Source organism: Gordonia sp. 852002-51296_SCH5728562-b (assembly GCF_001665475.1).
Lineage (GTDB): Bacteria > Actinomycetota > Actinomycetes > Mycobacteriales > Mycobacteriaceae > Gordonia > Gordonia sputi.
Genome location: NZ_LZMI01000105.1, coordinates 22,507 through 36,637 on the forward strand (window position 1 = coordinate 22,507; position 14,131 = coordinate 36,637).

At 64.2% G+C, this 14,131-nt stretch carries 10 protein-coding genes; 4 read left to right on the top strand and 6 right to left on the bottom strand.

Features of this window, described 5'->3' with window-relative positions; all coding sequences use genetic code 11:
• Positions 1–574: 574 nt before the first annotated feature.
• A complete protein-coding gene (locus A5766_RS17990) occupies positions 575–2,236 on the top strand; it encodes a glycosyltransferase family 2 protein (protein ID WP_064905788.1) in 1,662 nt (553 codons plus the stop codon).
• A 118-nt stretch (positions 2,237–2,354) separates the two neighbouring features.
• Here the strand turns inward: A5766_RS17990 and A5766_RS24495 are convergent, their stop codons facing one another.
• Positions 2,355–2,513 carry a hypothetical protein gene (locus A5766_RS24495; protein WP_156527511.1) on the bottom strand — a complete coding sequence of 53 codons (159 nt, stop codon included), beginning with the start codon at positions 2,511–2,513 and terminating at the stop codon, positions 2,355–2,357.
• Positions 2,514–3,159: 646 nt separating this feature from the next.
• The gene (locus A5766_RS18000) at positions 3,160–4,149 is read right to left on the bottom strand and encodes a glycoside hydrolase family 26 protein (RefSeq protein ID WP_231894713.1); all 990 of its coding nucleotides are present in this window, start codon (positions 4,147–4,149) and stop codon (positions 3,160–3,162) included.
• A gap of 49 nt (positions 4,150–4,198) precedes the next feature.
• Here A5766_RS18000 and A5766_RS18005 point away from each other — a divergent pair, with 49 nt between their 5' ends.
• Positions 4,199–5,458 (top strand): glycoside hydrolase family 26 protein, encoded by a 1,260-nt coding sequence (locus A5766_RS18005; RefSeq protein WP_231894714.1) that lies wholly within the window; start codon positions 4,199–4,201, stop codon positions 5,456–5,458.
• A 51-nt stretch (positions 5,459–5,509) separates the two neighbouring features.
• On the opposite strand, the gene A5766_RS18010 is transcribed toward A5766_RS18005, so the two are convergent.
• On the bottom strand, positions 5,510–6,904 hold the full coding sequence (locus A5766_RS18010) for a WS/DGAT/MGAT family O-acyltransferase (protein ID WP_039854211.1): 1,395 nt from the start codon (positions 6,902–6,904) through the stop codon (positions 5,510–5,512).
• A 198-nt stretch (positions 6,905–7,102) separates the two neighbouring features.
• Here A5766_RS18010 and A5766_RS18015 point away from each other — a divergent pair, with 198 nt between their 5' ends.
• Positions 7,103–7,675 carry a SanA/YdcF family protein gene (locus A5766_RS18015; RefSeq protein WP_005201952.1) on the top strand — a complete coding sequence of 191 codons (573 nt, stop codon included), beginning with the start codon at positions 7,103–7,105 and terminating at the stop codon, positions 7,673–7,675.
• A 106-nt stretch (positions 7,676–7,781) separates the two neighbouring features.
• Here A5766_RS18015 and A5766_RS18020 read toward each other — a convergent pair whose 3' ends face one another.
• Both A5766_RS18020 and A5766_RS18025 read right to left on the bottom strand, forming a co-directional pair.
• Positions 7,782–9,023, bottom strand: a complete 1,242-nt coding sequence (locus A5766_RS18020; protein ID WP_005201951.1) for an acyltransferase — start codon at positions 9,021–9,023, stop codon at positions 7,782–7,784.
• 220 nt (positions 9,024–9,243) lie between these two features.
• Positions 9,244–11,412, bottom strand: coding sequence for an acyltransferase family protein (locus tag A5766_RS18025; RefSeq protein ID WP_005201950.1), 2,169 nt, complete (start codon positions 11,410–11,412; stop codon positions 9,244–9,246).
• 150 nt (positions 11,413–11,562) lie between these two features.
• Here A5766_RS18025 and A5766_RS18030 point away from each other — a divergent pair, with 150 nt between their 5' ends.
• Complete coding sequence (locus A5766_RS18030; protein WP_005201949.1) at positions 11,563–12,933, top strand: styrene monooxygenase/indole monooxygenase family protein; 1,371 nt, start codon at positions 11,563–11,565, stop codon at positions 12,931–12,933.
• A 98-nt stretch (positions 12,934–13,031) separates the two neighbouring features.
• Here A5766_RS18030 and A5766_RS18035 read toward each other — a convergent pair whose 3' ends face one another.
• The gene (locus A5766_RS18035) at positions 13,032–14,060 is read right to left on the bottom strand and encodes an alpha/beta hydrolase family protein (RefSeq protein ID WP_005201948.1); all 1,029 of its coding nucleotides are present in this window, start codon (positions 14,058–14,060) and stop codon (positions 13,032–13,034) included.
• Between the last annotated feature and the right edge of the window lie 71 nt (positions 14,061–14,131).

Genomic DNA, 14,131 nt, shown 5'->3' on the forward strand with positions numbered 1-14,131 from the left:
CAGTTCTGAGTGACGCGAACCCCTCCCGCTGCCCAGTCGCTGCCATTCTGATGAACCGGGCGACTCGCCGTGCGCGGGCGCCGCGTACATCGCAGAACAAGTGACGCGTGTCACTAGTGAACGATAAAGCGTCGGGCATCTCAAGGGAAAACCGAAAATCATGACCCGAAAACCGGGGGCACTAATCTCTTTGTATTGCGCACGAATTTGGTTTTAGGGCGAGAAATTCAATATGTACATCAGATGGACTACAACGACTGTGGCGGGTTGCGGCCGTAGGTCAACTGGGCAAGAATAGTAGGTGAGCTGCGACGGGGCGGGTCGATGTTGTGGGATCGATGCCAACTCGGAGGTGGGGGCTGTGGGGCCAGTGCGGTTGTTTGCTGTCAGAATCATTGCCGTTCTTGTGGTTTCATTCGGCTGCGCTTACATTTTCTGGCGATGGAGCGACACCATCGCATGGTCCGCATGGTGGATTGCTATTCCATTGGTTATTGCGGAAACATATTCGCTTTCCGAGTCCATTCTCTTCGCATTTATGATGTGGAATGCGCGCGAGCGAACTTTACCGCCAGTGGCGCGACCCGGTCTGACGGTCGATGTATTCATCACCACATATAACGAGCCGCTCGAGCTGGTGGTGCGCACCGCGATCGGCGCGCGCGAGATCTCCTACCCCCACAACACCTGGATCCTTGACGACGGTGATCGCGAGGAGTTCCGGATCGCGGCCGCTCGGCTGGGTGTCGGATACCTCACTCGCGGTGAGGAGTGGAACGGGCGTCAGCGACACGCCAAGGCAGGCAACATCAACAACGCGCTGTTTTTGACGGACGCGGAGTTCGTGGCGATCCTCGACGCCGACCAGGTCCCCAAGCCGGAGTTTCTCGACGCCGTCCTCGGCTACTTTGACGACGACGCGGTGGCCTTCGTGCAGACCCCGCAGTACTTCTGGAATGTTCCTGATTCCGATCCGCTAGGTAGTCAGGCCGAACTGTTCTATGGCCCCATCCAGCAGGGTAAAGACGGCTGGGGTGCTGCATTCTTCTGCGGCTCGAACGCTGTCCTGCGGCGCGAGGCCCTGATGGCACTCGGCTTGCGCACGTACTCGCGCGGCGCTGATCCGCAGGTCAGAAGGGCTATTCGAGACGAATGGGCTCGTCTTGAGGGCCTGATCAACGACGTCGGGCATGGATTGGGACTGCGCATTCCACTCGAGGATGCGCTCGACGTGGTGCGTGGCGCTCGACGCAGTTTGCGGCGTGGCGCGCCGGTGGGCGAGGTCGCCTTCGAATTGCGTGCCGGTATCCACGACATCCTCGATTCACACCCGTGGCTACCCGAGGAGGTCGTCGAAGAACTGCACAAGACGATGGACTCGGTTGAAGTGTCCCGGATCGACCAGGCCTTGGCGATCCAGCCCATCAACACCGCCACGGTCACCGAGGACATGGCGACCGCGATGCATCTGCACGCCATGGGCTGGGAGAGCGTCTACCACCACGAGGTGTTGGTGGAGGGGCTTGCACCCGACGACCTCGCGACAATGCTCGGCCAGCGTCAGCGATGGGCCACCGGGTCGATGCAGGTATTTTTCGCCAACAACCCGCTCTTCCAATCCGGGCTGACGTTTGCGCAACGGCTGATGTACCTGGCCACCATGACCTCGTATCTCAACGGGTTCGCGGCGGTGGTCTACATCGCAGCGCCGATCATCTACTTCACGCTCGGTGTGTTCCCGATGAACGCTTACCCACTGGACTTCTTCGCACGGTTCATTCCCTTCTTCGTCTGTTGCCAGTTGCTGTTCCAAGTGGCCGGGTACCGGTCCGGTGGGCTGTGGCGTGGGCAGCAGATATCGTTCGCACTGTTCCCGGTCTGGATATCGGCCACCCTCTCGGCTGCCGCGGCGGTCTTCTTCCGCCGGCACATCTCCTTCTCGGTGACCTCCAAGGAGCAGATCGACGCGCGGGTCGACTACCGGCCGATCATTCCGCAGCTGGTCGCGATCGTCGCACTTGTCGCATCGTCCGGAGTGGGCATCCTTCGCTGGCTTCAGGGCGACGCCGAGACCTTCCCGACCTTCCTGTCGCTCGGGTGGGTCGGACTGGATCTCCTCTTGCTTTCGTCTGTCGTCCGTGCCGCCCACTATCGCCCGACACCCAGCGGATCGGTCGACGACTACATCGAGGGCTCTGTGTTAGCCGAAAGCCCCGCGCCACAGCGTTCCACCTGACCTACGACTCCCAGCCCGCCAAACCCTGGAGAAGAACATGTCACTGGCCCACGAAACATTTGCAGAGTTCGACGACCAGACTGCCGACGTCCGGGTGTCCGGCCGGCTCGATGTGACATCACGTCTGTGTGACGACGTCGCCGGTGCCTGTGCGGCCGGAGCGCGTCTCGTGCTCGTCGACGTCGGCGACGTCAGCGGTGTCACGCCGTCCGGAATGGCTGAGCTGATGCACGCTGTGCGGTGGGCAAGGTCGCGACGCGCCGATCTGCGAGCCCATGGAAAATCCGTGGCATTGCTCGATGCGCTGGACGCACTTGATCTCGGCAGGGTGATGGTTCTCTACACCGACCGCACCGCAGCGATTGACCGCGATCAGCGACGGATCGAAACCGTCACGCGTACAACGCGGTTCAAGCTCCGGAGGCGTCTCCCTCCGGTCGCTCGCGCGACGCCGGATGCGTCGGTTTCGCCCAGTAGCGCTCCGGATGAAACGGTTCCTGTGCCAGCAGAGGCGGTGAGACAGCTCGACGCGGATCGCTCGATTCACTCGGATCACTCTGCCGCCGTTGATGTTCGCGAGGCCGTCGGCGCTGTTGATGTCGGCGCATCGGACATCGCCGATGTCGCCGTTACTGGCCTGTGGGGTGTGTCTTCGAGTGTCCACCACCAAGTGGGCCGGTTGTGCGCCTCGGGTGCGAAGCTGGTGCTGGTGGACGTTGGTGGTGTCTCTTCCGTGACGCCGTCGGGCATGGCCGATCTCATGCATGCGGTTCGGTGGGCGCGGAGACTCCGCGCCGACCTACGGATCTTCGGGCACTCACCCGCTGTAGCCGATGCCTTTGACGCGCTCGAGTTGGGCAAAATTCTTGTGCTCTATCCGGATAGAAGCGCGGCGCTGATCTGTGATCGACGCGTGCCCGACACTAGGTCGCGGGGACTGCGTCTAATGCGGACCGGAAAGCGTTCTCGCTCTGAGGGTTCGAATTGAAGCGCCAGTCTCGCTCCTTGTTCGCCTGGAACCACACGAACCCGTCGACGCCTGCCTCACGGCTGACGAGCGAGACGAAATCATGGATCCACGTGGCTTTCCGTGTCGGATCCGGGTCGTCGGCGGATGCGACCTCGGTGACGAGAATCGGCTTGTCGCCGAGTCGACGGAGGCCGGCGAATGCGTTCGAGAAGATGAATCCAGGTGAGGCCCAGCCATGTTGGCCGTCGTTGCCCCAGTTGTAGCCGTCGATCCCCAGGTAGTCGACCTCGTTGTCGCCGGGGTAGGCCGCGTCGAATCCAGGGATGCCCGAAATCGCCGCCATTGGCGCCCAAACCATCGAGATATTATGCGGATCAATCGAATTCAGGATCGATCGGACATGACGCCAGGCGTCGATGTAGGACTGCGGAGTGTTGCCGTTCACGTGCACCCCCCACGGGTACCAATCGCCGTTCATTTCGTGGGCGAATCGCACGATCACCGGCCGGCCGAATTCCTTCAGGCCGTTCGCCCACCGTCGGAGGTCGTTATCGAAGGCGCCGTCGGCGATGCGCGACAGCCGATAGTCCGGCTGGTTGACACCGCCGGATGGGTTCCACGGTTCGATACTCACGATCGGAACAGCGCCGGTCTCGGCGATTCTGGTCAGATCCGCGTGTGGTACCGGTTCGCGGAGTCCGCTGAAGGTGAGGATCAGATCCAACGGGCGATCAGCGAGGGTAGTGACCCCGACTACTCCGGCATCGGAGTCGACGTCACTCCCCTTCAGGTCGGGAAGATAAGCGCCCCAACGAATATGGTGCGGACCGGCGGAGTCGCCACCGTCGCTGCACGCGCCAAGCGTGAGCACCAGGATCAGTGCAACGAGCGGCATGGCGATACGCGCGACGTCGACATTGTCTGTCTGTATTCGTGGTCCCACAACAGTTCCGTTTCGCTCGGTAGCACTGGTGAGGAAAGTGTGGCATGACATGAGCAGCCCGCCAATCGATAGCAAGACAACGAGTCCGGATGACATCGCGGAACCAGGATTCGCGGAGCGGTGGTCGCGGCGCAGGCGCCGTCGGCCGTCGGCGCTGATCCCGGTCATCGCGATGCTGATCGGTGTCGGGACCGCGGGCGCACTGTTCCAGCACTACTTGCCCGAGCCCACGCCGCCCTGTGCGGTCACCGACTTCCATCGGGCCGTTCCGAACTCAGGGATCCTGTTCGGCGTCAACCTCGACTGGCAGTCCGAGAGCCTGCGAGAACATCACGACAACCTTGGGCACGCTCCCGCGGTCGCAGTGCAGTTCTCCGACATCCCGTACAACAATCAGACGTGGTCACACACAGTCGCGGCTGCCAATCAGGTGCGTGATGAACGCGGCATCATGGTGCTGACTTTGGAGCCGCACGCTGGATTGGCCACGATCACGGAGGGTGTCGTCGGCCGTCTGGGTGACGACCTGCGCAAGCTGAACGATTCGGGCGTACCGGTTATCCTGCGATTCGCACACGAGATGAACGGTTCCTGGTACGCATGGGGCCAGCAACCCCGAGCCTACGTCGAGACATTCCGCCGAGTGGCTGCGATGGTCCATCGGAAAGCGCCGGGGACGGCGATGATGTGGGCGCCGAACTACGGCGGCGGGTATCCGTTCGAAGGCGGAAAGTACGTGGCGCGCAGAGGAACAGACAACTACCGGTTGGCCGACACCAATCACGACGGAAAGCTCACAGCATCCGACGACTCATATGCGCCGTACTATCCGGGCGACGACGCGGTCGATTGGGTGGGGATTTCGTTGTATCACTGGGGAAATCGCCGTCCGTGGGGCAACAACGATGTGAGCGAACCCGGAAAGTTCACGGCGATGCTCGAGGGTCGCTATAACGGGACTGCCGGCCACGACCTCACGGTGCCGAACTTTTATCAGATCTACGGCACGCAGCACCAGAAGCCAGTGGCGATTGTCGAGACGGCCGCGATCTACACCCCGGCGCGTGCGGCTCAGGGCGCCTCAGAGCTCGCGGTGAAGTCGACGTGGTGGCGGCAGGTCTTCGCCGCCGACATACCGTCGCGTTACCCGATGCTCAAGATGATCAACTGGTTCGAGTGGCGCAAGTACGAGATCGAGATCAAAGATGTCGTCGACTGGCGTGCCGCCGGTTCACCGGATACCAGGAGCGCATTCGTTAGCAGCCTACCGAAGTGGCTCGACTATGCCGACTCGGTGCATCCGTGCTGAAAAACATTGCCCTGCAACCTATGTGGTACGCCAACCTACCCGGCGCAGGGATTATGTCTGCACGTCCGCGACCTTCTCGAGCTCCTCGAGCGAGGTGTCGAGGTGGGTGAGTAGCCGCTGCAGGCTCGGCACTTCCTTGCGGGCGCCCGTCAGCCCGAAGTTGATATGGTCGGCAGTGGTGGCGACGGTGATGTTGATCGCCTGCCCGCCCAGCGGAATCGATGCCGGGTAGACGCCGTCGAGTTTGGCCCCGTTCCAATACAAGTCGGTTTTCGGGCCGGGAACGTTGCTGATGATCAGGTTGAACTGCGGAGGCGTGTACCGCACGAATCCCGGAACGGTGGCGAGAGCCAGCGGCGCAAAGTTGGCCGCGCCCAACGCCATTGACTGCACCGGAGACAAGCTCCGCACCAGTTCTTTGCTCTTGCGCGTCGACGCGATGATCGTGGCCAGGCGTCGTTCCGGATCCGGCTGATCGGTAGCAAGATTCACCATGATCGCGGTGATGTTGTTGCCGTCGGCGTCGTTGTCGGTGTGCAGCGAGACCGGCATCGCAGCGATGAGTGGTGCGTCGGGAAGGGCGTCCTGGTCGATCAGGTAGGCGCGCATCGCACCCGAGCACATCGCGACCATGACGTCATTGATCGTGATCTGCATTGCGTCGGCGATCGCACGTAGGCGTGTGAGCTCCCACCGCTGTGCGGCGAACCGCCGGGCACTGCCGATGGGGACGTCGAGAATTGTCTTCGGTGCGGCATGCAGTGGCGGGACGAAGGCATCATCGGTGAACGCGGTGTATGCGACCTTTGCCGCGGCCGCGCCCAGTCCGACGACCTCACCCGCGAGTCCCGTTGCGGTGCCTGCGATGTCGCCGATTCGCGACAGCAGCCCCTTGGCGGGCGCCGTCGGTTTGGGGCGTCGTCGCATCAAGGACGGATTCCACGGCGCGGTACCCGATCGGTCGTCGGGGTCCTCGCTCAGTGTTCGTTCCAGTAGCCGCAGAGCCGATACGCCGTCGACGATCGAATGGTGAATCCTGGTGTACAGCGCGACGCGACCGTCTTCAAGACCGTCGATGACGTGGACCTCCCACATCGGACGGTTCCGGTCGAGCAGTGTGCCGTGATGGAGCGAGACATAGCGGAACAGTTCGCGGATGCGCCCGGGACGGGGCAGGACGGCACGGCGGACGTGATAGTCGAAGTCGATCTCGTCGTCGAACGACCACATCAACGACCCGACGAGGCTGACAGGTTGGGCCGGCCGCTTGCGGAACAGCGGATGCACGTCGGTGCAGGAGTAGAAGGTCTCGAAGATCTCCTCGGCCAGTTCGGTAGATGACTGGCCCTCGCGAGGAATGAACAGTTGCAGTCCGCCGACGTGGATCGGTTGATCGCGGGTCTCTGCCAGCAGAAACATCGACGCGGTAACGGGCATGTATGACATGAGGCCCCCTGGGTTCTCTTCGACGACGATGATGGTCACAACGATTGATGATGGTCACAACGACCAGAGCAGCAGTCGTCGATCACACCAGTATCCACCGTGCCGTATGGACCACACGTCAGATCGCCCCGATCGCTGTTGATTAGCGTGTGAGCGGTGAACACCGGATCGCGGATCAGCAGCGTTGCGGGTCGATTGTTGCTTGTGCTCCTCGTGCTCGGCGAACTCATCGTGACGGTAGCCGCGACCTGGGTGTTCGTGGCGTCGTCGGGCCGAATCGTCGACGCGCAGGGCATCCCGAACCGGTCGACCCTGCTCGTCCTCGGCTCCCTGGTCTCCGACGGCGAGCCGGGTTCGTATGTGCGGGGACGCCTCGACACGGCGCTCGATCTGTACCGGACGGGCGCCGTCGCCCGCGTCGTCGTCTCCGGCAACGGCGATGCGGATGCCGGCGACGAGCCGGCCGTGATGCGTGACTACCTCGAGGCGCACGGCGTGCCCGCGTCAGTGATCGTCGACGACCCCGCCGGGTACGACACCGAACGCAGTTGCCGACGGCTACCCGAGGTGATCGGCGGGGCGGCGTCGAATCCGGTGGTGATCGTCACGCAGGACTTTCACGTCTCGCGCGCCATCGCACTGTGTCGTGCACGTGGGATCGACGCGCTCGGCGTCGAGGCGCAGTGCCCGTGCTCGTGGTGGACGTTGGCGCGCAACCACATTCGGGAGACGTTCCTCGCTCGACCCCGAGCGTTGCTCAGTGTTCTCTGACGCCGCGCCTGCCCGCCAAACGCCGCCCGATTCGGCAGACGCGTCTGGTGTACCGACCGCGTTCACCAGAACGAGCCGCGTCTACGAAACCCCTACGACGACGCCCCTACGACGACGCCCCTACGACGGCAGGTGCACTCGGCGCGGAGTCGGCGCGCGGGCTACGGAACGGAATCCGCGGGCGGCCGGTCAGGTACAGCGCGCCGGGGAGTCGGCGCAGAATCTCGACGAGCAGTAGCGACCCGGCCAATGTGGCCAGGTAGACGACGATGGTCGACCACGGCTGGCCCATGGCTTCACGCACCCACGATGTGCCGTTGCGCTGCGGGTACATGATCATCGTCAGCACCAGCACATGGACGAGGAACACCGGGAACGAGCGATTGGACGCGTACTTCACGGCCCGCGCGAACCGCGGGGTGAACTCACGTCGGTTCTCGGCCCAGTGCAGGGCAACCGCGTATAGGCAGGTCATCGCGACGACCAGGAACGGAACCAAGGCGGGGTAGAACGCGGAGTTGTTGTCGTGCACCGGTTTGCCCGCGAACCAGACGCCCCCGATGTACGAGCCGACGGCGATCGCCGCGGTCACGAGCAGCGCACCGAACAACCACCAGCCCTTGCCCTGCAGCCATGCGCCGATCTGCTTGCGGTGCACCGCGGCGACAGCGCCGTACAGGATGAAGAACTGATAGGGGACGAACGTGGCGTAGTTGTGCCACCAGCGGGCCGCGACGGTCGCGGGCGGATTCCAATGCGTGATGGTCGCGGCGACGGCGAACTGCAGCACCAGGCTGACACCCAGTAGCGCCAGGTGATGCCCGGTGGTTGCGCGCAGCAGCCAGACCACCAGCGGGAAGATCAGGTAGACCTGCAGCATCACGAACAGGAAGTACATCTGGAACCCGGAGAGGCCCCAACTGAGCTGGTAGAAGAAGTTGGTCAGGCTCGTCGGGATCTCGGTGAGCTTGCCCGCCAGCCACATGTTGACCACCCAGTAGACGGCCGACCAGATCACGTACGGATAGATCACCAGCTTGATTCGACGCTTCCAGAACGTCGGCGCACTGAAGTCTTGCTTGTCGAAGTTCTGGTACATCAACACAAAGCCGGTGAGGGCGAAGAACGTGTTGCGCGTGAAGTGCAGCAGCAGCGACGTGGTGTTGACCGGCATGCTGGTGAACTCGTTGGTGGTCTGCGTGAGGCAGTGCACGAAGATGACCAGTGAGAATGTCACCGTTCGGATCAGGTCGACCTGGTGTAGATAGGGGCGGCGAGTCGGTCGCGTAATCGAGGCGTCGGCGTCGGCCGTCGACTCGTTTGCACGCGAAACCAACGTCGTCGACATACTCAGACTCAGCCCCTGACAGTTCTCGTGGACGGTGTTCGTGGCCGGATCTCGTCACGTCGACCGGGTACCCGAGCCTCGATGCCCGCCCCTTGCGTCAACGTTGCGGCACCATCGCGTTGATGGGCCGTGATCCTCCCGTTATCGACTATGAGCTTATCAGTGCAGTCTGGACGCCCCCTGAGACGTGGCTGTCAGGGAGTCTCACCGCTATACAGACTCACCACCACCGCAGCGCACGGCCCAGATCGGCGTCGACCGCGGGGATGAGGCTGCGCACGAACGTCGCCGACAGGTGGTGGTAGTCGTGCCAGACCAGGATGTTGCCGACGACAGCCGGGCAGTAGGTCGGGCTGCACATCGCGTCGGTGTAGTCGAGAAATGACATGTTCGGATACTGCGATGCGATGGCCTGCGCGGGGTCTGCCTCCGCCATCGCCACATCCCGGTCGACCCCGCAGACCTGCGGTTTCTTGCCCTGTGCGAGGCATTCCGGGGGCTTGAGTTTGCCGTGCGCCCAGGGGTTGTCGCGCACCGCGACGACCCGCTGTCCCCGGTCACGGAACTGCGTGAAGATGTCGGTGTAGTCCTTGGGAACGGTGTCGCCGGGACCGTTCTCGACGGGCCGTGTGCTGTTGGTGAACACGACGTCGGGTTTGTCGACGGCCAACCGGCCCATCACGCGTCGTGACCAGTCGTTGCACTGGTAGTACTTCTGCCCGAACCAGGTGAATACGTGGGAGGTGGTCAACGCGCAGCCGACCTTCAGGTAGGTGGTGACCCGGAATCCGCGCTGCTTGCCGACGGCGTCGAGCGCGGTGATCCACTGTTCCGCGTGCGATCCGCCGACCAGCGCGACGGTGCGTGTGGCGGCGGGATCGCCGTAGACGCCGACCTTGATCGCCGGATCCTTCCAGCCGCTGATCATCGAGTCGTACGAGGTGATCGGCCAGTCCTTGTCGACGACCTCCGGGCTGGGCTGCGGGTCGACGCGGGGCGTCGGCGCGCCGTCGAGGTACGCGCGCGCACCGGGGTAGAGCCGGGGGTCGAGGTTGTCGGTGTTGACCGTCGCGTTCGCTGCGTTCCGCTGCCAGACGACGGCCGTCGTGCCTGCGATGATCGTCGCGATTACGAGCAGGGCGGTGAGCGCGACACGATACGAGCGGCCGAAACCGGTGTTCCGTCCGGATCGCAGCGGAGCCTCGATGTACCGGGTCGTCAGCCACGCGAGCAGCAGCGATACGGCGAGAATCGCAGTGCCCTCGTACCAGCTCACGTCGTCCTGGAAGCGCCACGCGAGGTAGAAGATGAGCAGCGGCCAATGCCACAGGTAGAGCGCGTAGGCCACCGAACCGAGCCACACCAGACGCGGGTGCGCGAGCGCTCGGCTGATCAGTCCTGCGTCGTTCGACGCCGCGTCGCGGGCGGCGGGTGAACCCGTCCAGATCAGCGCGAGCGTTGCGCCGACGGGAATCCACGTCCAGACGCCCGGATACTCCGACACCCCGCTGATCCACCAGCCGCAGCTCACGATGAGCGCGAGGGCCCCAACACCGACGACGTCGCGCAGCCAACCGGGCACCGCCAGTCGGTTGCGATGTACCTGCGTGAGTCGTTGAGGGATGGCGACGGCCAACAGCCCGCCTGCGAGCGGCTCCCACAGCCTCGCGACCGTGTCGTAGTAGTTGAACGGCTGATTGACGCCGTGGCGGTACACCGCCCAGGCGAACGAGACGACTGCGACGGCCAGCAATGCGACGCCGACGATGCCACGAATGACGCGGGCCTCGCCGAACACCGAGGTGCGACGCGCGAGCAACTTCAGGACGCCGCCGAGCGCGAGCATGCACACGAGCGTGAGCACGAAGAACTGGCCCTGCATCGACATCGACCACAGATGCTGCATCGGACTGTTCGCCGAATCCGCGGCGGCGTAGTCCTGTGAGTCGAACGCGAGGTGCCAGTTCTGGTAATAGAGCGCACTCGCCTGGATTTCCGAACCCAAAGGGCCCCAACGGGTTCTGGGCATGATCAGTGCGATCAGGGCGGTGATGACAGCCAGTACGACGAGCAGCGCGGGCAAGAGGCGACGTACCAGCCGCCAGAAGCGGGGCCACGGATTCACCGCCCGTCGCCACGACACGTTCGGCGGGTTGGTCGCGATGACGTGCTTGAGCAATGAGGCGATGAAGAAGTAGCCGGACAGGGTGAGGAACACGTCGACGCCGCCGGACACCCGGCCGAACCACACATGGAAGATCGCGACGAGCGCGATCGCGATACCCCGCAGACCGTCGAGGTCGAGGCGGTACCCCGAGGTGTTGCCGGTGGCGGCGTCCTCGTTCGGGGTGCCGGCGGCGATCCCGGCGTCGGAAAGCGTGGAACTCACAGGCAGCGATGGTAGCGCGGCGAACGACCCGGTCTGCGGACCCCGTCGGCGCGGGAGGTTTGCGCCTTCGTGCTTCTAAATCTTTTCCCACCACAGTGCATCGCGCACGCTGTGTCCATCGTCGAAAAGTCCAGACCCAAAGGAGCACACATGGCAGACCAGAAACGTCGATCCGTTGCGATCGTCGGCGCGGGAGTAACCGGTACGAGCGCTGCGCTCGGCTTCCTCGACGCGGGATTCGACGTCACTCTCTACAGCGACCGCGATCGAGAGTCGTTGCGAGACAAGGTCCCACCGACCGGCGTCGGCGTGCTGTTCGGCAGCTCACGCGACTGGGACGCGCAGATCATCGACGACCTCTACGAGGTGGGCAACACCACCGGAATCAGCGTCCGGCTGTCGTCTGGTGAGGGTGCCGAGCGTGTGGACGTCCTCGAGTTCAATCCCGACTACGGCTATGTCGCACAGGCCGTCGACCTACGGCTGCGCGCCGACGACAGGCTCGGCCGGTTCCTCGAGCGCGGCGGACGCTTCGAGGTCGAGGCCGTCGACCCCGACCGTCTCGACGAGATCGCGGCCGACAACGACCTGACCCTCGTCGCCACGGGCAAGGGTGGGCTGGCCTCGTTCTTCCCCGTCGACGACGAGCGCACCCACTACCGTGAGCCGCAACGTCGGCTGTTGCAGGTCACGCTGACCGGGCTCGACCACGGTCCCGACACGTTCGCCTACCGTGCGGCCGACGGCGGACGTCAGTCGCTGTTCAACCTCGACAGTGACAACGGTGAGATCTTCGTCGGACCCTTCCTGCACAAGGATGCGGGCGCCACATGGTCGTTCATCGTCTTCGCCAAGCCCGACGGCGCGTGGGCGCCGAAGATCGACGAGGTGACCGACGCCGCGTCGGCGCGCCAGGCGATCGTCGACATCTTCGACGAGTGGTTCCCCGCGGATGCTCCCGCGATCCGCGAGCTCGCCGTCATCGAGTCCGACCCCTACTCATGGTTGAAGGGTGGTGTCACCCCGACCGTCCGCAAGCCCGTCGGCACGACGAAGAGCGGGCACGTCGTCGCGGCGATCGGCGACACCGCGATCGCCGTCGATCCGGTTGCCGGGCAGGGTGCGCAGAACTCACTGATCCAAGTCGCCGAACTGGTGCAGGCCGCCAAGGCGCGCCTCGACGACGACCCGTCGGCTGAGTTCTCCGCGCAGTGGCTGGTCGACGAGTTCGAGAAGCATTGGGAGAGAAGAGGACACGCGTCCGTCGAGGTGACGAGGCTCTACCTCGGCGACCCCGATTACGCGACCCACCTCGAACTGGCCTTCCCGGCCGCAGCGGTCAACGTCGACGTCGCCTCGGCGCTGTTCGGCCTGCTGTCCGATCCCAATCCGCTTCTCACACTTGGTGATCGCGACGACGTGCTCGGCTTCATCTCGGCCGTGTCGGGCGAGCCTGCCGACGACGTGCTCGGCCGGTTCGAACCGGTGGGAAGCTTCAGCTCGCGCGCAGTTCCCGCCTGATCAACTCGCAACACTTCTCTGACGCAACGGGTTCCGGCCACACATCTGTGGTCGGGGCCCGTTGTTCGTGTCCGTGGAGCCGGCCGGTGCGGGGGGCCTCAGGAACCGTTGGCGTGCGCGTCGTTGGTGACGCGGGTGATCAGCTCGAGGATCTGCTCGAATGCCTTTGATTTCGGATCGACCAGCGACGAATGTGTTTGTCCCGGCATGATAATCGCCTGTGCGCGCCCACCCGCCTTCGCATCCGCCGCGACGTAATCCTGCGAGAGTACGTGCGGCACCACATGATCCGATGTTCCGGCGATCGCTATGACCGGTGTCTGCGGATCGAGATTCTGGATCGGGTCGACCGATGCGTATCGGTCCGGAACCTGGGCAGGAGTGCCGCCGAGTACGCGCACGATGCGCTTGTCGCCCATCGCGACGGCTCGACGCATGTCGAGTGGACCCGCGAGCGAGACGACGGTCGTCGGACGGAACGTCGGGGATGCGCCGACCTCGCCTGGACGCAGATCCTGTCGCGTACTCGCCCACACAGCGAGCTGCGCGCCCGCCGAGTGTCCGACGGCGACGGCGTTGCTGAGGTTGAGTTGGGGATAGGCCTTCGCGAGGTCGGGGATGGCATCCATTGCCGACGCGACGTCGACGAAGGTCGTCGGCCAGCCGCCGCCATTGCCGACCCGGCGGTACTCGACGTTGACCACGGCGAGTCCGCGTTCGGCCAGGCGTCGCGCGAAGGTGGCGAACGTGCCCGCCCCGATCTTGGCCTGCCATGCCCCGCCGTGGATGAGCACGACCAGCGGGACCTTGCCCTGCCGAGGCGGAAGGTAGAGGTCCATCCAGTTCTGTCGAGGATCGGCCTGCCCGGTCGATACCGCGTAGAAGTAGCGATGCAGCGCGATCTTCGACCCGGTCGCCTGATTGTTTATGTCCTTGGCTGCTGCGCCTCGGGGAACAGCGGCCGACACCTTGGCGGTCGCGGGTACGGCACCTGAGGGAGCAGGAGTCGAGGCACCGACCGACTCGTGCGACGGCGTCGAGCACGCCGCGGCCACCGTGCACGCGAAAGCCAGCGCCGCGATCGTCAGGGCGCGGCGGGGTGACGGCACGGTGCGGGGGGTGGCCACGTGAGACAAGGTCCTCGGCATTGGTGTCGGGTGGGGGGTGTCGGGGTGTCGGGTCAAGGCGGGCGGGCACA